This is a genomic window from Paraburkholderia sp. GAS32 (assembly GCF_050434225.1).
Taxonomy (GTDB): Bacteria; Pseudomonadota; Gammaproteobacteria; order Burkholderiales; family Burkholderiaceae; genus Paraburkholderia; species Paraburkholderia madseniana.
On record NZ_JBNPVS010000010.1, the window covers coordinates 219,387 to 238,985 of the forward strand.

Below are 19,599 nucleotides of genomic sequence, written 5' to 3' on the forward strand. Positions count from 1 at the left end.
AAACGCGTTGGCCCTTATCGGACGCTTAGTCGACGATCACTGCTTTTTCGATCACGACGTCGTCGGCCGGCACGTCCTGATGGAAGCCCTTCGAACCCGTCTTGACCTTCTTGATCTTCTCGACGATGTCCATGCCGTCGACCACCTTGCCGAACACCGCATAGCCCCAGCCCTGCGGCGTCGGCGACGAGTGGTTCAGGAAGTCGTTGTCGTTCACGTTGATGAAGAATTGCGCGGTTGCCGAGTGCGGGTCGTTCGTGCGAGCCATCGCGATCGAGCCGTTGACATTCTTCAGGCCGTTGTTCGCTTCGTTGGTGATCGGCTCAGCCGTCGGCTTCTGCTTCATGCCGGGTTCGAAACCGCCGCCCTGAATCATGAAGCCGTCGATCACGCGGTGGAACACCGTGTTGTCGTAGTGACCGGCCTTCACGTAGTTGAGGAAGTTCTCAACCGACTTCGGCGCCTTTTCAGCGTCCAGTTCGAGTTTGATGACGCCGTGGTTTGTATGCAGTTCAACCATGATGGAATCCTTTGATGAACGGGGTGGGTAAAAGGCGCGGCCGTTCGTCATGAAGTGAGATGACGACGGGCCGCGCCGGGGGCGTAGATTGGGTTGATTTCCTGTGCAGCGTGCCTGGTGCTGCTTCCTGCTCTATTGCTTACTTGCCGACCACCGTGGCCGATTCGATCACGATCGGTTTTTGCGGCACGTCGCTCATCGGGCCGCGTGTGGTGGTGGCCGTGCCTTCGATCTTCTTCACGACGTCCATGCCGCTCGTGACCTTGCCGAACACCGCGTAGCCGTTGCCGTCCGGATTCGGATAGTCGAGGCCGGCGTTATCCACCGTGTTGATGAAGAACTGCGCCGTGGCCGAATTCGGATCGCTGGTGCGCGCCATGGCGAGCGTGCCGGCGGCGTTCTTCAGACCGTTGCGGCTTTCGAGCGGAATCGGCGCGCGCGTGGGCTTCTCAGCGAAGCTCTGCGTATAACCGCCGCCCTGAATCATGAAGCCGCGAATCACGCGATGGAAAATCGTGCCGCTGTACTGGCCGGACTTCACGTAGTCGAGGAAGTTGGCGACCGTTTTCGGCGCCTTCTCAGGATACAACTCGACGCGGATGTCGCCTTCCGTGGTCTTGAAGAGGACGGACGGGTGCGCGGCCTGCGAACCGGACTGGGCAAAGGCGGGGGCGTTTGCGATCAGGGCGGCGCTGCCGAGCGCCAACATCAACCATTTCATGAAGATCCTCAGGGTTGGAAAAAACGTGTTGCCGAAAACGGTGACGGTGTTACTGCGACGGCGCCATGTAGGGCGGCATGGCGAGCGAGCCATTTGCGCCGCCGTACTGGAAGCTCGGTGTTTGTGTCATGTCCGCGGTGGGGCGCGCGGCGCTGGCCTCGGCAGGCGCCGCGGCTTTTTTCGCCGGCGCGCTGCCCTTGGGCGGCGAAACGATCTTCTGGATGTCGGCGAGGCGCTGCGTGGTCGTGGCGCTTGCTTTGCCGAGGCCCTGGGCGCGACGGTAGGCTTCGTTCGCCATGCGCAGATACAGATCGCCGAGATTCTCGTACGCGAGACCGTAGCCAGGATTCACCTTGGTCGCGGTTTCGAGCGCGGCGCGTGCCTCGGCATAACGGCCGTGCTTCGCATAGAGCGCGGCCAGGTTGTTATACGGTTCGGGCAGTTCCGGATACAGCTGCGTGAGTTCGGTGAACGCGGTGATGGCTTCGTCGTCGCGATTCAGGTGGGCGAGCACGGTGGCGCGCTTGAACCTGGCTTGCGCGTCGTGCGGATTCGAGGCGATGCGCGCGTCGAGCTGGGTGAGCGAGGCTTCCCAGTTCTTCTGCGCAATCGACGCGTCGATTTCCGGCGTGTTGTCACGCACGGCGGGGCCCTGCGGCATGGTCGCGGCGCCTTTCTGCGCGTACGCGGCAGCACCCGGCAAGACCGTGAGGGCGACGGCGCAGAATGCCGTCGCGGCGAGGGTCGCAGCGCTGCGCGCGCGGCCGCTGGAAGGTTTCATAGGCTCGGGTCTGGATGTTATACTCCGACCCATTCTAACAAAAGGTCTGCGCGTTCCGTCGAACCGCAAACTGTCTTTTCGCCACTCGTGGTCGTCTCCGCCTTGAACGCAGCCTGACCGCCGCACCAGGTGCACCGGTTTGCTGCTGTGCGTGTTGCAGTACACAGAACGCACCCGCCGTCTTCTCGCGGGGCGCCTCATGCACGAAACAGCACGAAACACATTGCGGATTTCTTTCGGCCCACGCACCGTTCTCTATGGAATCACTGCGCATCTACAACACGCTCGCGCGTGACAAGCAAACTTTCGTGCCGCTGCAGGATGGCGTCGTGCGGATGTACGTCTGCGGGATGACCGTGTACGACTATTGTCACGTCGGTCATGCACGGGTGATGGTCGTGTTCGACATCGTGCAGCGGTGGTTGCGCACGCTCGGCTACGACGTCACCTACGTGCGCAACATCACGGATATCGACGACAAGATCATCCGGCGCGCAGTGGAGAACGGCGAAACGATCAAATCGTTGACCGATCGCTTCATCAAAGCCTTGCATGAAGATGCGGATGCGCTCGGTATCGAGCGGCCCGATCTGGAACCACGCGCCACCGATTTCATCCCGCAGATGCTCGGCATGATCGAGAAGCTCGAGGTGAACGGTTACGCCTATCAGGCGGCCGACGGCGACGTGAACTATGCGGTGCGCAAGTTCGCGGGCTACGGCAAGCTGTCGGGCAAGTCGCTCGAAGATCTGCGCGCCGGCGAACGCGTCGCCGCGAACGAGTCGAAGCAGGACCCGCTCGACTTCGTGCTGTGGAAACAGGCGAAGCCGGACGAACCGGCCGACACTGGCTGGGAGTCGAAGTACGGGCGCGGCCGCCCCGGCTGGCATATCGAATGCTCGGCAATGGGCTGCACGTTGCTCGGCGAGCATTTCGACATTCACGGCGGCGGTCAGGACCTGCAGTTTCCGCACCACGAGAACGAGATTGCGCAAAGCGAAGCTGCGACCGGACAAACCTTCGTCAATTACTGGATGCACAACGGCTACGTACAGATCGACAATGAGAAGATGTCGAAGTCGTTGAACAACTTCTTTACGATTCGCGAAGTATTGGCGCAGTACGATGCCGAGGTCGTGCGTTTTTTCATCGCGCGCGCACACTATCGCTCGCCGTTGAATTACAGCGACGTGCATATCGACGACGCCCGCAGTGCGCTGACGCGTTTGTACACCGCGCTGAAAGACGTCACGCCGGACGGTGCGGAACTCGACTGGAACGAAGCGCATGCGCAGCGTTTCCAGGCAGCAATGAACGACGACTTCAACACGCCGGTTGCAGTGTCGGTGTTGTTCGAGTTGGCAACTGAAGTGAACCGCACGCGCGATCCCGCGCTGGCCCGTCAATTGCGCTCGCTGAGCGCTGTGATCGGCTTGCTCGGCCGGGAGCCGCGTGCATACCTGCAGCGGGCTGCGGGCGCCGCCGCGGAAGGCGCGCTCGACGCCGCCGCGATCGAAGCGAAGATCGCCGCGCGCGTGGCCGCCAAGCAGGCGAAAGACTATGCAGCAGCAGACCGGATCCGGGCAGAATTGCTCGAGGCCGGCGTTGCACTTGAAGACAAACCCGGCGGGTTGACCGAGTGGCGGCGCGTGTGAGCGCACCTCGTACTTCCCTCTGATCGACTCGCCAGGCAGGAGGCAGGATGGCAACGGCCACGAAGACGCCGGCTAAACGAGCCACGTCTCAAACAAACGCGGCAACCGCGGTAAAGTCGACACGAACGTCGGCTCGCGCGGGCGGCAGCGCGGTAAAGAATGCATCATCGAAAGCCGCCGGGGCGGCGGCGAAGGCAGGCGTGCGTGCCGCGGCGGGTGCAGCAGCAACGGCAACGACCGGGGCGGCGAAGAAGACCACCGTCAAGCGCGCGCTGAACGGCTCGTCGGCGCACGCGCCTGTTTCGACGCGTGCCAAAACCTCGCGTGCAAAAAGCAATGGCGCGTTGCCTGCCGAACTCGCAGGCGACGTGCGAGAACTCGCGCGGGATACTCACGAAGGCGAAGTCGTACGCAAGACGCGTGCGTCATCGAGTGCGGGCGGGGAAGCCGCGGATGTTGCTGAACTCGCGGTGCCGGTGCAGATCGGCGGCCTCACGCCTGAAGTCACCCGTCCGGCGTATTGGGACAAGGCGTGCGCGGACCTCGTCAAGCGCGACCGTATCCTGAAGAAACTGATCCCGAAGTTCGGCCCGGTGCATCTGCTAAGCCGTGGCGATCCGTTCGTCACGCTCGCGCGTTCGGTGGTCGGGCAGCAGATTTCGGTAGCGTCCGCGCAGGCGGTCTGGGCGAAAGTCGAGGCGGCGTGTCCGAAGCTCGTGCCGCAGCAGTTCATCAAGCTCGGTCAGGACAAGCTGACCGCGTGCGGGTTGTCCAGGCGCAAGGCCGAATACGTGCTCGATCTCGCGCAGCACTTCGTGTCGGGCGCGTTGCACGTCGGCAAGTGGACCTCGATGGACGACGAGGCGGTGATCGCCGAACTCACGCAGATCCGCGGCATTGGCCGCTGGACCGCGGAAATGTTCCTGATCTTCAATCTGTCGCGCCCGGACGTGCTGCCGCTTGACGATCTCGGCCTGATCCGCGCGATCAGCGTCAATTACTTCAGCGGCGAACCGGTTACGCGCAGTGAAGCGCGTGAGGTCGCGGCAAACTGGGAGCCGTGGCGCACTGTCGCCACCTGGTATATGTGGCGTAGTCTCGATCCGTTGCCGGTCGACTACTAAAGCAAAAGAAGCGATGCCGTTTGAAAAGCTATCAATTGTTAAAAATCGATAGTTGAGAAATGGTTTTGACATCGGCGAGCGCGGTTAGAATACGCGCTGCCGGTAAGTCCAAGGATTACAACCAATGAAGACCACCTTTCTGGATTTCGAACAGCCGATCGCTGAACTCGAAGCGAAGATCGAAGAATTGCGCTTCGTGCAGGACGATTCGGCCGTCGATATTTCGGAAGAGATCGAGCGGCTGTCCAAGAAGAGTCAACAGCTCACCAAAGATCTGTACGCGAACCTCACCCCGTGGCAGGTTTCGCAAATCGCCCGTCACCCCCAACGCCCGTACACGTTCGATTACGTGAACGAGCTGTTCACCGATTTCCACGAGCTGCACGGCGACCGCAACTATGCGGACGACCTGTCGATCGTCGGCGGCCTCGCGCGTTTCAACGGCCAGGCGTGCATGGTGATCGGCCATCAGAAGGGTCGTGATACGAAGGAGCGCGCGCTGCGCAACTTCGGCATGCCGCGTCCGGAAGGCTATCGCAAGGCCGAACGCCTGATGCGTCTCGCCGAGAAGTTCGGCTTGCCGATCTTCACGTTCATCGACACGCCGGGCGCCTATCCGGGCATCGGCGCGGAAGAGCGCGGCCAGTCGGAAGCGATCGGTCGCAATCTGTACGTGATGGCTGAACTCAAGACGCCGCTGATCGCCACGATCATCGGTGAAGGCGGTTCGGGCGGCGCGCTTGCGATTGCCGTCGGCGACAGCGTGCTGATGCTGCAGTTCTCGACCTATTCGGTGATTTCGCCGGAAGGGTGCGCGTCGATCCTGTGGAAGAGCGCAGCGAAAGCGCCGGAAGCCGCGGAAGCGCTCGGCCTGACCGCGCATCGTCTCAAGGCGCTCGGCCTGATCGACAAGATCGTCAACGAGCCGCTCGGTGGCGCGCATCGCGATCCGAAGGGCATGGCCGCGATGCTGCGCCGTGCACTCGCCGACTCGCTGCGCCAGTTCCAGGGCATGAGCATCAACGACCTGCGTCAACGCCGTTTCGAACGGTTGATGTCGTACGGCAAGTTCAAGGAAACGACGCCGGGTGCGTAAGCCCGCGCGCGTTCTCTTTCGTCCTTCAGCGCGTAACGCGCTAGCGACGTGACTCCCACCGCCGAATCGCCCGCCGACCGCCTCGTTCTCGAGGCGGTCGGCGTTGCGCTGTCCGCGTTGCCTGCGAATGCGCGCATTGCGGTGGCGTTCAGCGGTGGCGTCGATTCGAGTGTGCTGCTGGATGCGGTGGTGCGTGTCGCGGGGGCGTCGCGTTGTGTCGCGCTGCATGTGCATCATGGACTCAGCGCGCATGCCGACGAGTGGCTCGCGCATTGCGAAGCATTTGCGCAGGAACGTGGCGTTGAATTCGCGGCACAGCGTGTCGAGGTGCCGCGTGACGCGGGTGTGAGTGTCGAGGCCGCGGCGCGCGATGCGCGTTACCGTGCGCTGGACGCAATGTGCGCAGCACGCGCCGTTCCCACGCTATGGCTCGCGCAACATGCGGATGACCAGGCGGAGACGGTGCTATTGCAATTGCTGCGCGGCGCGGGCCTCGCGGGACTTGCGGCGATGGCGCCCGAGTACTTGCCGGCAGGCGCCTCCTCGGTGCGCGTGAGGCCTTTGCTGCATCTGCTGCGAGCGCAACTCGAGCAGTATGCGAGCGCCCGGAATCTGCGCTGGATCGACGACGAATCGAACGCGGACACCCGTTACGCGCGCAACGCATTGCGTCACGAGGTGACACCGGCGCTGGCCGTCCACTTTCCTGGTTTTCGCGACGCACTCGCGCGCACCGCCGCGCATGCGGCATCGGCGCAGCGTCTGCTCGACGATCTCGCGCGCATCGATCTGGACGAAGCCGTGCGCGATGATGGCCGCGCGCTATCGCATGATGTGCTGCTCGCCCTCGACGACGATCGCGCGCTCAACCTGCTGCGCTACTGGATGCGCACACTGGGTCTGGCTGCTGCATCGACCGCGCGTCTGACCGACGTTTTGCGGCAGTTGCGCGAAGTCGGGGAAGCCGGCGAGGGCCATAGCCTGCGTATCGATCATGCAGGGCAAGCGTTGCGCAGTTATCGCGGCTTGATCTACTGGGAAGCGGGCGATAGCAGTGAGCCCGCCGATGAAACCGCGCTCGCTGAGCGCGCAGTGAGCGAACTCGCATGGCAGGGTGAAGCGATCTGGCGTTTGCCGCAATGGCGGGGCACCTTTGTGTTTGTCGCAGTCGCTGTCGCCGCCGCTTCTGATGTCGATTCCGCTGCCGATGGCGATGCCTCCGGCATTGTCGATGGAGCGTCAGACGATCACGATACGCTTCCCGTCAGCGTTCTGCGCCGGGCATTGCTAAGCGCGCGTTCGCGCAGTGGCGGCGAACGGATGCGTACGAGCGCTGCACCAGGCAGCCCGAGCCGCACGCTGAAGAACCTGTTCCAGGAGCGCGGCATTCCGGCATGGAAGCGTGACGTGCCGCTGCTTTACGTAGGCGGCGACCTGCTGTTCGTGCCCTTGCTCGGCCTGAACCGCACAGCGTTGCCCGAGCAGGTCGATGCGGCCGAGCCGCGTGTCAGGATCATCTGGCGCGACGACCTGCTGATCGCCTGACCGACCAGTCGGACAGGCGGGTTATCTATCCGGTGAATCTCCGGAATAGGGCGCAAAACCGCGCCGGATACGCCTTTTCAGCCGGTAATATGGATCATTCGACGGCCATTTCGGCTTGTCTTTTTGCGCTCGATCGGGTAATTTAACTTGTTTGCCCGACCCGATTTCGCCGTCGCTTTTGCGGTTTCCGTGCGTGATCCGTCGTTTCCGGTAAGCCACTAGCGATCATTCCCGGGCAAATCCGCGCGTGTTACACGCGCGCTGCATCTACGCCGCCACACACTTTGCCGTCGTTCACAAGACGTTGCGCTCCTGTGCTTTTGTGCGGTCGTCTCCAGCGCGCCAGCGCGTTTTCTCCTCCAGTTCAGAACGACAATGGCACTCATCGTACATAAATACGGCGGCACCTCGATGGGCTCGGTCGAGCGCATCAAGAACGTCGCCAAGCGCGTCGCGAAATGGCATAAGGCCGGCCACAAGATGGTCGTCGTGCCGTCGGCAATGTCCGGCGAAACCAACCGCTTGCTCGGTCTCGCGAAAGAAATCACGAGCCAGCCGAGCCCGCGCGAACTCGACATGATTGCGGCTACCGGCGAGCAGGTCAGCTCGGGACTGCTGGCCATCGCGCTGCAGGAAGCCGGCGTCGACGCGGTCAGCTATGCCGGCTGGCAAGTGCCGGTCAAAACGGATAGCGCGTTCACGAAAGCGCGCATCAGCGAAATCGACGGCGAGCGCGTGCTGCGCGATCTCGAAGCGGGCAAAGTAGTGGTGATCACCGGCTTCCAGGGTATCGACCCTGACGGCCACATCACCACGCTCGGCCGCGGCGGTTCGGATACGTCGGCTGTTGCAGTCGCTGCCGCATTGAAGGCCGACGAGTGCCTGATTTACACGGACGTCGACGGCGTCTACACGACCGACCCGCGCGTGGTGGAAGAAGCACGCCGCCTCGATCGCGTGACGTTTGAAGAAATGCTGGAAATGGCAAGCCTGGGTTCCAAGGTGCTGCAGATCCGCTCGGTGGAATTCGCCGGCAAATATCAGGTGAAGACGCGTGTGCTGTCGAGCCTGACCGATCCGCTGATCCCGCTCGACACTGAAATGAAGTCGGGCACCCTGATTACATTTGAAGAAGACGAGACCATGGAAAAAGCAGTCATCTCAGGCATCGCGTTTCAGCGCGACGAAGCTCGTATCGCCGTGATGGGTGTGCCCGACAAGCCGGGCATCGCGTATCAGATTCTCGGCCCGGTGGCGGACGCGAATATCGACGTCGACATGATCATCCAGAACCAGAGCGTCGAAGGCAAAACGGCCTTTACGTTCACGGTCGGCCGCGGCGATTATCAGCGCGCCATGGACATCCTCACCGGCCAGGTGAAGGGCCATGTGCAGGCTGAGCAGGTGCTGGGCGATCCGAAGGTGTCGAAGGTATCGGTGGTCGGCGTCGGCATGCGTTCGCACGTGGGTATCGCGAGCACGATGTTCCGCACGTTGTCGGAAGAGGGCATCAACATCCAGATGATCTCGACCTCCGAAATCAAGATTTCGGTGCTGATCGACGAGAAGTACATGGAGCTCGCCGTGCGCGCGCTGCATAAGGCGTTCGAACTGGATCAAGCGTAATTTGCTGTGCGGGGTGGGGTGTACAAGAGCACCTCATCTCTGAATGTGTGCGGTACGCCCGGCTAATGTGACGCAAGTTAATGTCAATTAATTGCGTCGTCAGTGACAAAGCTGGCACAAAAAATGTGCGGCAGACATTGACCTTCGCGGTTCGGCCCGCTATTATCTTGGCTTCGTTGCGCTGACTCCCTGCGCGACCGAAAGTTTGGGAGACGTGGCCGAGAGGTCGAAGGCACTCCCCTGCTAAGGGAGCATCTGGGCCAAAACCTGGATCGAGGGTTCGAATCCCTCCGTCTCCGCCAAAAGCGGTGACAAGGCCCCGTAAGTTCAACGACTTACGGGGCTTTTTCTTTTTCAGCCCATCAGCTAGCCCATCGCGGATTTCCTGGTAAGTCCGTCTCCCATGGCAGACCCATCCCTGTTCTGGTCGGGAAAATTAGAGCAGCAATCGTGCGATAGCCCTCGGTCGATCAAGGAAAGGCGAGCTGTTGCATCGGTGATGTGACGCAACAGCGTGATTCGTCAGCGCGCGGCGAGCGGGGTGTCGCCCGCACCTTCCCAACCACCGCCAAGCGCCTTGTACAGACGTATTGCGTTCAGCGATACGTCCGCATCGCTGCGTATCCATTCGAGCTTTGCCGCGAGCAGGGTTCGCTGCGCTGCGAGCGCATCGAGCCGGGTGTCGGCGCCGGCCTGGTAGCGCGACGTCGAGAGCTGCAAGGCATGGTCGCTTTGCGCAACGTTCGCCGCGAGACTCGTGCGCCGCTGCTGCTCCGTCGAGAGCGCGGAGAGCGTGTTGTCGATCTCGTTCCAGGCGCCAAGCACCGTACGCTGATACGCGAGCGCGGCCTCCTGCTGCTGTGCCTCACGCAGCTTCAGTTGGGCACGCAGTCGTCCGCCTTCGAAGACCGGCAGGCTGAGCGTCGGGCCGATCGCGAAGGCGGTTGATCTACCCCGTTCCACGATCCAGCGCATCGTGAAGGCGCTGGCTGACGAGGAGCTCGTTCGTACCGGGCGCGCTGATGGCGTGCGGCTCGGGCCGGCGTTCCTGCGGCTGGTCGGCAAACTGCATACCGACGTGGTAGCCGTGGCGGCCCCGCACCTGCAGTCGCTGAGCGACGATATTGGCGAAACGGTGGCGCTCGGCCGGATCAGCGGCCGCGAGCTGGCGTTCATTCACGTGGTGGTAGCCGAGCAGGAACTGCGTGTGGTGCCGCGTGTCGGGGCGAACCTGCCGCTCGCGACCACGGCGGGCGGGAGGGCGTTACTGGCGCTCGGTGCGGACGAGGAGGCGTTGATGCTGCTTCAACTGCCAGACGCCAAGGGGACGGACAGCGGCGAACTACTGAAGGAACTGAAGCGTGTGAGGCGCATCGGCTATGCGGTCGACGACAACGAAACGACGCCCGGTGTTGTGTCCCTTGCTGTCGGCGTTGATACCATCCTCGGGCGCTTTGCGGTATCCGTTCCGGCTCCGGCAGTCCGTGTCGCGGCAGCCGGACGACCACGAATCGTGGAGAGGTTGCTGGCGTGCCGGGATGTCTTGCTGGGTGAGATAGGGCGCAATCGCCCCGATGAATGAAATGAGGTGGAAATGACGGATATGAACACAGTCTTTGCGGCCGCACCCCAACGAGGTGCGGGAGCACAAGCCTGGCGTGACACACTACCGGGCCTTGCCGGTCCTTACTGGGTCAAGGTGGCCAATTCGCCCGTGCAACTGGTACATGTGAGCTATAACGACTATCGTGGCCGGTGGCAGGTTGAATCGTTCGGCGACAGCATTGCACTTAACCTGGATCCTGTATTCAAGGGAGCCCTGTGGCACGGGCCGTTGTCTGGCCCCGACGATGCCGACCGCAGGGTTGAGCGCGCCGTGATCGGCGAAGCGCGAAGGCAAGGAGTGCCGCCAGACGGACGACCAGTTCACCGGCATGATCGTCAGTTCGGCCAGGTATGCCATCCCTATGACGCCAACGAAACCGGCGATCACGAGTTCTAGCGGGCGGAATCCGCGCTTTTCGAGTTGCAGGAGGGCATAGGTCGCGATGATCGTGATCACCATCCCGTCGAACAGCGTTATGTGCAGAAGCAGAGATATGCCGATGGCGCCACCGAGTACCTCGGCGAGATCCGTGGCCATGGCGGCCGCTTCGCAGAACAACCACAGGGCAATGGCGTAGCGGCGCGGCAGCGCATCGCGACAGATCTCGGCAAGATTGCGTCCTGTGGCGATTCCGAGCCTGGCTGACATGGACTGGAACAGCATTGCAACGATACTGGCAAGGAGGACGACCCACAGGAGGGTGTCGCCGTATCGTGCGCCTGCCTGCAGGTTGGTGATGATGTTGCCTGGGTCCAGGTAGGCCACGGAGGCGATGACGGCAGGCCCCGAGGCGGCGAGGAGGGTGCGCAGACCTCGCCCCCCGCTGCCCGTGAGGGTGTGCTGCCCGTTCAGGCACGCCTGGGTAAGGTCTGGATCGGCGACGGTCGTTCTGTTCATGGGGTCATGCGTGATGGTCGTGTGTCGGTGCGCAGCGGCCCGCGGACTGCGGGCTGGCTCTAGCGCCTGGCGGGGCGCATGGCCCCGGGTGGCTAGAAAGTGGTCGCCATTCCGATTCGCGCCAGGATCTGTGAACCGGTGCTGGAGGGTGCGAGCAATCCGTTGATCCACGCCGTTGCCGGACCGTTGCCGCCGATCGCGCGCTGGTAGATGCCCTCCGCGTAAAGGGTTGTCCGCTTCGACAGCCAGTACATCACCGATGCTGTGACTTCATGGGCCTTGTTGCTGGAGAGTTCGGCGTTTCCCTTCATGTATTGGTAATCCCCACCGAGTGACCATTCCGGGGTGATACGCCAGTCTGCCCCGAGCTGTATCGCATTGATCTCCGCACCCGTGAGGGTGTTTCGGGTATTGGTGTAGAGGACATTGGCGAGGACTTTGCCGATGTCGTACTTGGTGCCGACTCCCCAGTTGCGAATCCCCTCATGGCCGTTATCCATTTGCGGGTATTTGACGTCGGTGTAGGCCGCGGCGATGCCGAACCCGCCACGCTTATACTCCAGCGCTGCACTGACCGTGTTATCGGTCGATACGGCGCCGGCTACGTTGCCGAAGCCGTACATCAGGCCAAATGAAAATCCGCCATAGTCGATAGACCGGTACCTGACGGAGTTGGACACGCGCGACGATCCGCCGACGCGATCGAAATCCCATGATCCGGTCGCGTTGCTGGGGATCTTCAGCGCCTGAAACGGGCCGTCGCGAAAATTGTAGAAACCGCCTGTATAGAGCGACGCGTCGTACTCGAGCAATTGGTCCTTCATGAAGTCATACTGGGTACCGAACGTCAATCGTCCGAGCGTGCCGCTGTCGAGGCCAACGTAGGCTGTCCTGTTGAAGAGCCCGTCTGCGTCAGGAATGGTCGAGCCGTTGGCGAGTGAAAACTGGTTCACGAGTTCGAACACGGCTTTGGTTCCACCACCAAGATCTTCCTGCCCGAGGAAGCCCAGCATGTTGGGATAATAGTTGCCGTCGTCGAAGAAGAACTTGTTCTTTCCGCCTGAATTGTTCACGTACGTGATGCCGGCATCCATCATGCCGAAGATGGTCATGCTGCCCTGTGCCGATGCCTGGTCGCATGCGAGCAGCGCGGTGCAGATGAGTAGCGTTCGCTTGAACATGTTTGTCTCCTGGATATCGCTTGTTTTTGTTTGATCGGTGCTGGCCAGGGGCTTCGTCCCCTGGCCTTGATTCAATGCGCGGCAAATTCGGCGCGATCCGTTGCATGCACGGTGTTGAGGCGTCCCATCATCAGCATCACCAGTGCTGCACCGAGCACAGGAGCCGCGATCACGATGAAGGTCTGGGCGACCGGGAACCCGGCGGCGACGAGAGCTCCGACCACGACCGGACCGGATGCGCCACCGAAACGTCCGGCCGCGAGTCCCCAGCCCACACCGGTCGAGCGGATCGCGGTCGGATAGGCGATCGTCGCGATCGCGATCAGACCCGAGGTGGCGCCGCCCACGAACAGGCCGGTCAGACCCGAGCACAGCGCGACCGAAGCAGTGTGCGGCGCGCAGATGCCGGTCAAGGCCAGCGCGATCGCGCCGACGGTGTAGATCAGTGCAAGGAAGCGATAGGTGCCGAGCCGTTCCATCACAGCGCCGGCTATCGCAACGCCTATGGTTCCGCCCACGTTGTTCCAGCCAATCACCGTCGCTGCGTCTGCCACCGGCATGGCAGCGCTGCGCAGCAGCGTGCTGGTCCAGGCCAGGGTCGCGATCAAGGCGAGGAAGTTGAGGAAGAAGGCGAGCCAGAGCAATGCGGTGAACGGCGCGCGGCCGTCCATGAAGAGATGTTTGACCGGCAGCCCCTTTTCCTGATGCTCGTGCGTGGCGTAACGCACCGCGTCTCCGAACGAACGCGACGGAGCGAGCCGCCTGATGATGCGCTCGATGCGCTGCTGCGGCGCGTTGGACAGGATCAGCAGCCGCACCGATTCGGGAACGAAGAGCAGCACCAGGATCGCGGCGACGATGGGCACGATGCCGCTCAGGTAGAACATCGACTTCCAGCCGTACTGAGGAATCACGACGCTTGCCGCGAAGCCGGCAATGACGCCGCCGGCCGGCATCGCGGCCCAGAGCAGCGAAGCTACCCGTCCGCGGTAGCGCTGCGACACGTATTCGGTTGCGAGGCTCACGAGGCATGGCGCCGCGCCACCGAGTCCGATGCCGGTCACGACGCGCAATGTGAGCAGCGCCGCGAAGCCGGGTGCGGCAACGGTGCCGAGCGAGGCCAGCCCGAACAGCCAGGCACACGCAACCAGTACGGTCTTGCGGCCGATCCGATCTGCGAGCGGACCGAGCAGCAGCGCGCCCATCATGAAGCCGAATTCGGAGCCGGCGAAGAGCGGGCCGAGCTGGGCCGGCGTGAGTTTCAGATCGACGGCCATGAGGGGCGCGCTCAGACCCATGACCTGGACGTTGGCGCCGTCCATCAGGGCGATCAGGAAGCAGATGGCGAAGATGCCAGCCTGGAACAGGCCGAAGGGCCGCTCGTCAATGAGATCGTCTACCAGTACGGTATTCATGTTTGTCTCCTATGTGTCTGGGTCGGCTATCGGTGCCGCTTTTTTCTGTTGTGCGAATGGCGCGCCGAGGGACGTCATTCGTACGGTGTCGGGCTGCCGCGGGCGCGACAAACCCTCCGCTACGCCAGGAGCGATCCAGGCGCCGCGGATACGTCAACTTCAACGAACGACGGATATGGCTTAAGAACGCAACGCGTCAGCTCGCCGGGCGCGCGGCGAAATGCGGAAACAGGCGCAGTGCGTTATTGCGCGCGATCGCCTCGTGCTCGTCTGCATCGATGCCTTCGAGGCGGCGGAAGTTGTCAATATTCCGTGCCACGTTGGCGGCCGGCTGGAACGGGAAATCCGTGCCGACGAGGATCTGCGAGATCGGCGCGAGCGTGCGCAGCACGTCGAAACCCGGCTGATTCGCGGACATCGCGAGGTCGTAATACAGACCCTTGAATTCGGCAATCACTTCTTCCGATGCCTTGGGCTGCGGTTTCATCACGGGCATGGGTGACAGCAGTGCGATCCGGTGTGCGATCGCAGGCAGGACGCCGCCCGCGTGCGGCAGGATCAGCTTGATGTCGGGGCAGCGCTTGAAGGTGTTCGAGAACACCAGGTCGATCACCGTACGTGCCGTGTCGCACGGGAATTCGAAGAGCGGCGCAGGTCGTCCGAGGCCGACCGCCGAGAAGCAGGCCGGCGCGGTCGGATGCAGGAAGATGGTGGCCTTTCGTTCGTTGAGCCGGTCGAAGATCGGCGCGAGCGACGGGTCGCCGAGATATTTGCCGTCGCTATTGGTTTCGATGACGATGCCGTCGAGATCGAGCTCGTCGAAGGCGTAGTCGATCTCGGCCAGCGATTCGGCGACGTACGGCAGCGGCAAGGTCATGAAGCCGCCAAAGCTGCCGGGATGATCGCGCCGCAACTGCGCGATATCTTCGTTGATGGTGCGCGCGAGACGCACGCGCGCTTCCCGCGTGGGCAGGAAACTGACGCTCGGCGAGGACACCGACAGCATCATGGTATCGATGCCGTTTTCCGCCATCACTGCGGTGGCTTTTTCCGGCGTCCATTCGGGAACCGGATAACCGCCGTCGAGCGTGGCGAGGCCGGCTGCGTCGAGCGCCTTGCGGTAGGCGGGCGGCAGGCAGTGGGCGTGTACGTCGATCAGGCCGCAGGTGCAACGGTAGGGTGTGTTCATGATGCGATGACCGTAATGTGGATGAGGGTGCGCTCAGGCGCGTTCGAGCTGGATTGGCGAGGGCAACCAGTCGTAGCCACCGCCGTTGCGCCGCAGATGGCCGCGTCCCGGGAAAGGAAAGTGATACGACAGCACCTGGTATTCACTCTTCTCGATCCAGTCGAGGACCTTCACGCGGGTCGCCGCGGCGGCTGAACTGTCGTAGTCGAACAGGAATGCCCAGTCGGGGCGTTGCAGCAGCAGCACCTGGTGATGGCACAGATCGCCCCAGCAAACGAGCGTGTGGCCTTCGCTGGAAATTTCATAGATCGTATGGCCGGGGCTGTGGCCCGGCGTGGCATGCGCGCGGATGCCCGGCACGATTTCCTGGCCATCCTCAATGAAGCTGATTACATCGCGGTAGGGCGCGAGGTTCTTGTGCGCGCCGTAGAAGTGATCCTTCATGTGGTCGGACATCGACGGTCGGATATTGTCGAGATTGGTCCAGTAGTCGACGTCGGCACGGCTCACCACGATGCGCGCGTTCGGAAACAGCTTGCGGTCGTCGTCATCGACGAGTCCCCAGCAATGGTCCGGGTGCGTATGGGTGAGCGCCACTATGTCGATTGCCTCGGGTTCGATGCCGGCGGCGCGCATGTTGGCGATCACCTGGCCGGTCAGCGGCCCGAAGGTCTTGACGCCGAGATCGGCATTGATGCCGACGCCGGTGTCGAACAGGATCAGTTGTTCGCCGGTGTTGACGAGCAGGACGTTCTGATCGAGCGCAATCGATTCGGTGGGCAGGAAGGCACGGATCAGCAGATCGTCGAGTTCCTCGACGTCGGCCTCCGGAAACGTGGTGCGTGGCGGCCCGAGATGCAGGAGACCATCGGTGACGACCGTGCATTCGAAGGCGCCGTGATCGAAGCGGGTCCATCCCGCCTGCAGCGCGTGCGCCCGTGCGTCGGTTGCGTGAATACTCATGTTTATCTCCTTGCTTGATTTTTGTATCGGGCGAACGCTTGATGGCGCTCGCCCGCTGGCGATTCGCTGATCAGATCGGGAAGTGCGGTGCATCGGATGCCACCGTTATCCAGCGCAGCTCGGTGAACTCCGCGATCCCGGCCTTGCCGCCAAAGCGGCCGTAACCACTGCGGCCGGTGCCGCCAAACGGCATCTGCGGTTCGTCGCTGACGGTCGCGCCGTTGATGTGGCAGATACCCGAGCGGATGCGCTTCGTGACTGAGAACGCGCGCTCGATGTTCTGGCTGAAGACGGCGGCGGACAGGCCGAATTCCGTGTCGTTGGCTAGCGTCACCGCGTGGTCGTCGTGGTCGGCGTGCAGCACGCAGACGATCGGGCCGAAGGTCTCTTCACGGTAGATATGCATGTCCGCGGTGACGCCGTCGAGCACCGTTGCCGGCATAAACACGCCTTCGGCCTTGCCGCCCGCCACCAGGGCGGCACCCTTGCTCAGTGCATCGTCGATCAGTTCGTTGATGCGCGCGCCGGCCGCGGCGCTGGCCAGTGCGCCGAGCGGCGCGTCGCTCACGCGCGGATCACCGACGGCGATGCTATTGGCCTTGTCGCCAAGGCGTCGCACAAACGCGGCGGCGATGCCGGGCGTAACGACAATCCGCTCGGTCGACATGCAGATCTGCCCTTGATTGAAGAACGCACCGAATGCCGCGGCTTGAACGGCGCGTTCCAGGTCGGCATCGTCGAGCACGATCAGCGGGGACTTCCCGCCCAGTTCGAGCAGGACCGGCTTGAGCACACGCGCGGCCTGCTCGGCGATCAACTGGCCGACGCGGGTGGAACCCGTGAAGTTGATGCGCCGCACGGCCGGATGCTCGATCAGCGCGCCGACCACTTCACGTGCTGCGGCGGGTGCATGGGTGATCAGGTTGACCACGCCATTGCCGAGGCCGGCCTCGACCAGCACCTCGGCGATTTTCGCGTGGGTTGCCGGGCACAGTTCTGAGGCCTACAGTACCACCGTGTTGCCGCAGGCGAGCGGCATCGCGATGGCTCGCGTGCCGAGCACGATCGGTGCGTTCCACGGCGCGATGCCGAGCACCACGCCGGCGGGCTGGCGCACCGCGAACGACAGGCGGCCTTCATCGGAGAGAATGACTTCGCCGCTGATCTGGGTAGTCATGCTCGCGGCTTCACGCAGGATCGCGGCCGCGGCGAACACGTTGTGCTCGGCCCAGACGCGCGTCGCGCCGGTTTCCGCCTGCATGATCTCGACGAATTGGCCTTTCTGCTGTTCCATCAGGTCTGCGGCACGCAAGAGCCTGGCGCGACGCTCGGACGGGCCGGTCTGGGACCATTGGGCAAAGGCGGCTTCTGCCGCATCCGCGGCAAGCCGGGCGCCTTCTGCGCTGGCTGCGGATGCTTCCGTGACGGCCTGATTCGATTGCGGGTTGATGCGCGCGAATGTGGCGCCGGACGCGGCCGGCTGCGCACGTCCCCCAATGAGCAACTGGACAGATCTCAAGTTAAATGTCTCCATTGGAAATACACTGTGGCGCCGAATGTACGGGAACGGCAGCGAGATCTCTTGCCTGACAGTGCAATTTCGCCAGGGAGATTTGCTGCCGGGCCAACACTGCACTTTCAGGCAAGACGTAAGCGTTGTTCTGCGAATAGAGTTGGGCCATCCGGTGCCGCAGAGTTGGTGCCAGGGAGACAACTCAAGGAGATGACGAGCATGTCGTTGCAAGGTAAAACCATAGTGATAACTGGGGCAGCTTCGGGAATTGGCGCAGCGTGCGCCGCAGAAGCGAAGTCGTTGGGTGCGAAAGTGATCGCGGTCGATCGCAACGAACCGACGGCAGGTTTGTGTGATCAGTTCATCCGCGCCGATCTCTCGCGCGCGGATTCGATCGATGCGGTCGCGGGAGAAATTCAGGGCGGCGTGGACGCACTGTGCAATATCGCGGGTCTGCCGCCGACCAGGGGCGGCGCGCTGGTGTTGCAGGTGAATTTCGTCGGCCTGCGTCGTTTGACGCTGTCGCTGCTGCCGAAGCTCAACGACGGCGCGTCGATCGTCAATCTGGGCTCACTGGCCGGTTTCGGCTGGGCCGAGCAGGTCGACCAGGTGCGCGCCTTGCTCGACGTCGACAGCCTCGACGATGTCGCGACGTTCTGCACGCAGCACGGGGTCGACGATGCGCGCGCATATTTCCTGTCGAAGGAAGCCTTGATCACGTGGACGCTGCAGAGGCGCTGGCAGTGGCGCGCGCGTGGGATCCGCATGAATGCCGTCAGCCCCGGGCCGGTGGAAACGCCGATTCACCAGGATTTCCTGCAGACACTCGGCGAGCGTGCCGAGGAGGATATGCGGCTCCTGGAGCGCGCGGGACAAGCGGAGGATATTGCTCCTCTCGTGGTGTTTCTTTGCGGCGAGGGGAGTCGCTGGATACGCGGGGTGAACATCCCGTGCGACGGCGGGATGGCGGCACATATCCTGTGTCAGCAGGCGGGTATCGACTGAGCCACGCTCGCCCTGTAGTCGCGGGGCGTGATGCCGAACGTTTCCTTGAAGGTTCGGCTGAAATGGCCGGGGCTGACGAAGCCCCACTTCATCGCAAGCTCGGTGATCGAGCACTGTTGCAGCGATGGATTGCTGAAGGCACGACAGACGTTCGTGAGTCGCAGTTGCAGAATGTAGCGCCCGAGCGTGTTGTCCGCGGTATCGAATACCGTGTGCAGATAACGTTTCGAACAGTGCAGGTCGTGTGCGATCCGGTCAACGGTGAGTTCCGGATCGGACAGGTTCTGTTCGATGTATTCCACGATGCGAGCCCGTAGCATCCTCGGGTGCAGGTTCCTTCTCGTTTCGGCAATCTGGTCCTGCAGGGCAAACTTGATCTGGCTTGCCAGTTCCCATTCAATTGACGGGGCGGTTTCGACCGCGTCACATCCCGCCGAGATTTCGAGTTCGTCCAGGCGATCAACGATGTACTGTCGAAGTTGACGGCCTGCGCCGCTAAGGGAAGTCAGGGGCTGCACGAGCGCACAACGCTCGGCGAGCGTGAGGCGAACGAGTTCCTTCGGAATGGTTGCGATGGCCACGTGAATGGAATGTGGCGCGCTCATCAGATACGGTCTCGCCGTATCGTAGATGGCCCACTGTCCGGGGGACAGTCTCGCCCTCAACCGTAAGCGCGAATTTATCAGCACATAGCGCCCGAATTGAGAGCAAGGCAAGCTGTGTCCACTGATTAACAGTGGACACAGCCCATGACTCAGATCG

General features: G+C 62.6%; 17 protein-coding genes, 1 tRNA gene and 1 pseudogene. 8 read left to right on the forward strand and 11 right to left on the reverse strand.

The window, feature by feature from the left end; translation table 11 throughout:
• Positions 1 to 25: 25 nt before the first annotated feature.
• The 3 genes from P3T25_RS15325 to P3T25_RS15335 form a co-directional block, all read right to left on the reverse strand.
• A complete protein-coding gene (locus tag P3T25_RS15325) occupies positions 26 to 520 on the reverse strand; it encodes a peptidylprolyl isomerase (protein WP_054041841.1) in 495 nt (164 codons plus the stop codon).
• A 139-nt stretch (positions 521 to 659) separates the two neighbouring features.
• Positions 660 to 1,241, reverse strand: coding sequence for a peptidylprolyl isomerase (locus P3T25_RS15330; RefSeq protein WP_097389655.1), 582 nt, complete (start codon positions 1,239 to 1,241; stop codon positions 660 to 662).
• Between the two features lie 49 nt (positions 1,242 to 1,290).
• On the reverse strand, positions 1,291 to 2,022 hold the full coding sequence (locus P3T25_RS15335; RefSeq protein ID WP_154565107.1) for a tetratricopeptide repeat protein: 732 nt from the start codon (positions 2,020 to 2,022) through the stop codon (positions 1,291 to 1,293).
• Between the two features lie 257 nt (positions 2,023 to 2,279).
• Between P3T25_RS15335 and cysS the strand changes: the two genes are divergently transcribed.
• From cysS to P3T25_RS15365, 6 genes are all read left to right on the forward strand, one after another.
• Positions 2,280 to 3,677: a cysteine--tRNA ligase gene (gene cysS / locus P3T25_RS15340; protein WP_154565105.1), complete on the forward strand. Its 1,398-nt coding sequence runs from the start codon at positions 2,280 to 2,282 to the stop codon at positions 3,675 to 3,677.
• 47 nt (positions 3,678 to 3,724) lie between these two features.
• Positions 3,725 to 4,801 carry a DNA-3-methyladenine glycosylase family protein gene (locus P3T25_RS15345; RefSeq protein WP_429358326.1) on the forward strand — a complete coding sequence of 359 codons (1,077 nt, stop codon included), beginning with the start codon at positions 3,725 to 3,727 and terminating at the stop codon, positions 4,799 to 4,801.
• Between the two features lie 124 nt (positions 4,802 to 4,925).
• Positions 4,926 to 5,897, forward strand: coding sequence for an acetyl-CoA carboxylase carboxyltransferase subunit alpha (locus P3T25_RS15350; RefSeq protein WP_007181378.1), 972 nt, complete (start codon positions 4,926 to 4,928; stop codon positions 5,895 to 5,897).
• A 48-nt stretch (positions 5,898 to 5,945) separates the two neighbouring features.
• On the forward strand, positions 5,946 to 7,442 hold the full coding sequence (gene tilS, locus P3T25_RS15355) for a tRNA lysidine(34) synthetase TilS (protein ID WP_168435888.1): 1,497 nt from the start codon (positions 5,946 to 5,948) through the stop codon (positions 7,440 to 7,442).
• Between the two features lie 375 nt (positions 7,443 to 7,817).
• Positions 7,818 to 9,068 carry an aspartate kinase gene (locus tag P3T25_RS15360; RefSeq protein WP_154565101.1) on the forward strand — a complete coding sequence of 417 codons (1,251 nt, stop codon included), beginning with the start codon at positions 7,818 to 7,820 and terminating at the stop codon, positions 9,066 to 9,068.
• A 208-nt stretch (positions 9,069 to 9,276) separates the two neighbouring features.
• Positions 9,277 to 9,370 (forward strand) — tRNA-Ser (locus tag P3T25_RS15365).
• A 220-nt stretch (positions 9,371 to 9,590) separates the two neighbouring features.
• Here P3T25_RS15365 and P3T25_RS15370 read toward each other — a convergent pair.
• A complete protein-coding gene (locus tag P3T25_RS15370) occupies positions 9,591 to 10,031 on the reverse strand; it encodes a TolC family protein (protein ID WP_429358327.1) in 441 nt (146 codons plus the stop codon).
• A 13-nt stretch (positions 10,032 to 10,044) separates the two neighbouring features.
• Between P3T25_RS15370 and P3T25_RS15375 the strand changes: the two genes are divergently transcribed.
• On the forward strand, positions 10,045 to 10,650 hold the full coding sequence (locus tag P3T25_RS15375; protein WP_429358328.1) for an IclR family transcriptional regulator: 606 nt from the start codon (positions 10,045 to 10,047) through the stop codon (positions 10,648 to 10,650).
• Between the two features lie 84 nt (positions 10,651 to 10,734).
• Here the strand turns inward: P3T25_RS15375 and P3T25_RS15380 are convergent, their stop codons facing one another.
• The 6 genes and pseudogenes from P3T25_RS15380 to P3T25_RS15405 form a co-directional block, all read right to left on the reverse strand.
• Positions 10,735 to 11,571, reverse strand: coding sequence for an Nramp family divalent metal transporter (locus tag P3T25_RS15380; RefSeq protein ID WP_429358329.1), 837 nt, complete (start codon positions 11,569 to 11,571; stop codon positions 10,735 to 10,737).
• A 92-nt stretch (positions 11,572 to 11,663) separates the two neighbouring features.
• The gene (locus tag P3T25_RS15385; RefSeq protein ID WP_429358330.1) at positions 11,664 to 12,752 is read right to left on the reverse strand and encodes a porin; all 1,089 of its coding nucleotides are present in this window, start codon (positions 12,750 to 12,752) and stop codon (positions 11,664 to 11,666) included.
• 71 nt (positions 12,753 to 12,823) lie between these two features.
• Positions 12,824 to 14,167: an MFS transporter gene (locus tag P3T25_RS15390; RefSeq protein ID WP_429358331.1), complete on the reverse strand. Its 1,344-nt coding sequence runs from the start codon at positions 14,165 to 14,167 to the stop codon at positions 12,824 to 12,826.
• 196 nt (positions 14,168 to 14,363) lie between these two features.
• Positions 14,364 to 15,356, reverse strand: coding sequence for an amidohydrolase family protein (locus P3T25_RS15395; protein WP_429358332.1), 993 nt, complete (start codon positions 15,354 to 15,356; stop codon positions 14,364 to 14,366).
• 33 nt (positions 15,357 to 15,389) lie between these two features.
• Positions 15,390 to 16,319, reverse strand: a complete 930-nt coding sequence (locus P3T25_RS15400; protein WP_429358333.1) for an MBL fold metallo-hydrolase — start codon at positions 16,317 to 16,319, stop codon at positions 15,390 to 15,392.
• Between the two features lie 70 nt (positions 16,320 to 16,389).
• Positions 16,390 to 17,838: pseudogene (locus P3T25_RS15405) on the reverse strand (aldehyde dehydrogenase).
• Between the two features lie 213 nt (positions 17,839 to 18,051).
• On the opposite strand from P3T25_RS15405, the gene P3T25_RS15410 reads away from it, so the two are divergent.
• Positions 18,052 to 18,837, forward strand: a complete 786-nt coding sequence (locus tag P3T25_RS15410; protein ID WP_154567383.1) for a coniferyl-alcohol dehydrogenase — start codon at positions 18,052 to 18,054, stop codon at positions 18,835 to 18,837.
• Here the strand turns inward: P3T25_RS15410 and P3T25_RS15415 are convergent.
• On the reverse strand, positions 18,816 to 19,442 hold the full coding sequence (locus tag P3T25_RS15415) for a helix-turn-helix transcriptional regulator (RefSeq protein ID WP_429358334.1): 627 nt from the start codon (positions 19,440 to 19,442) through the stop codon (positions 18,816 to 18,818). The genes P3T25_RS15410 and P3T25_RS15415 overlap by 22 nt on opposite strands.
• Positions 19,443 to 19,599 lie beyond the last annotated feature (157 nt).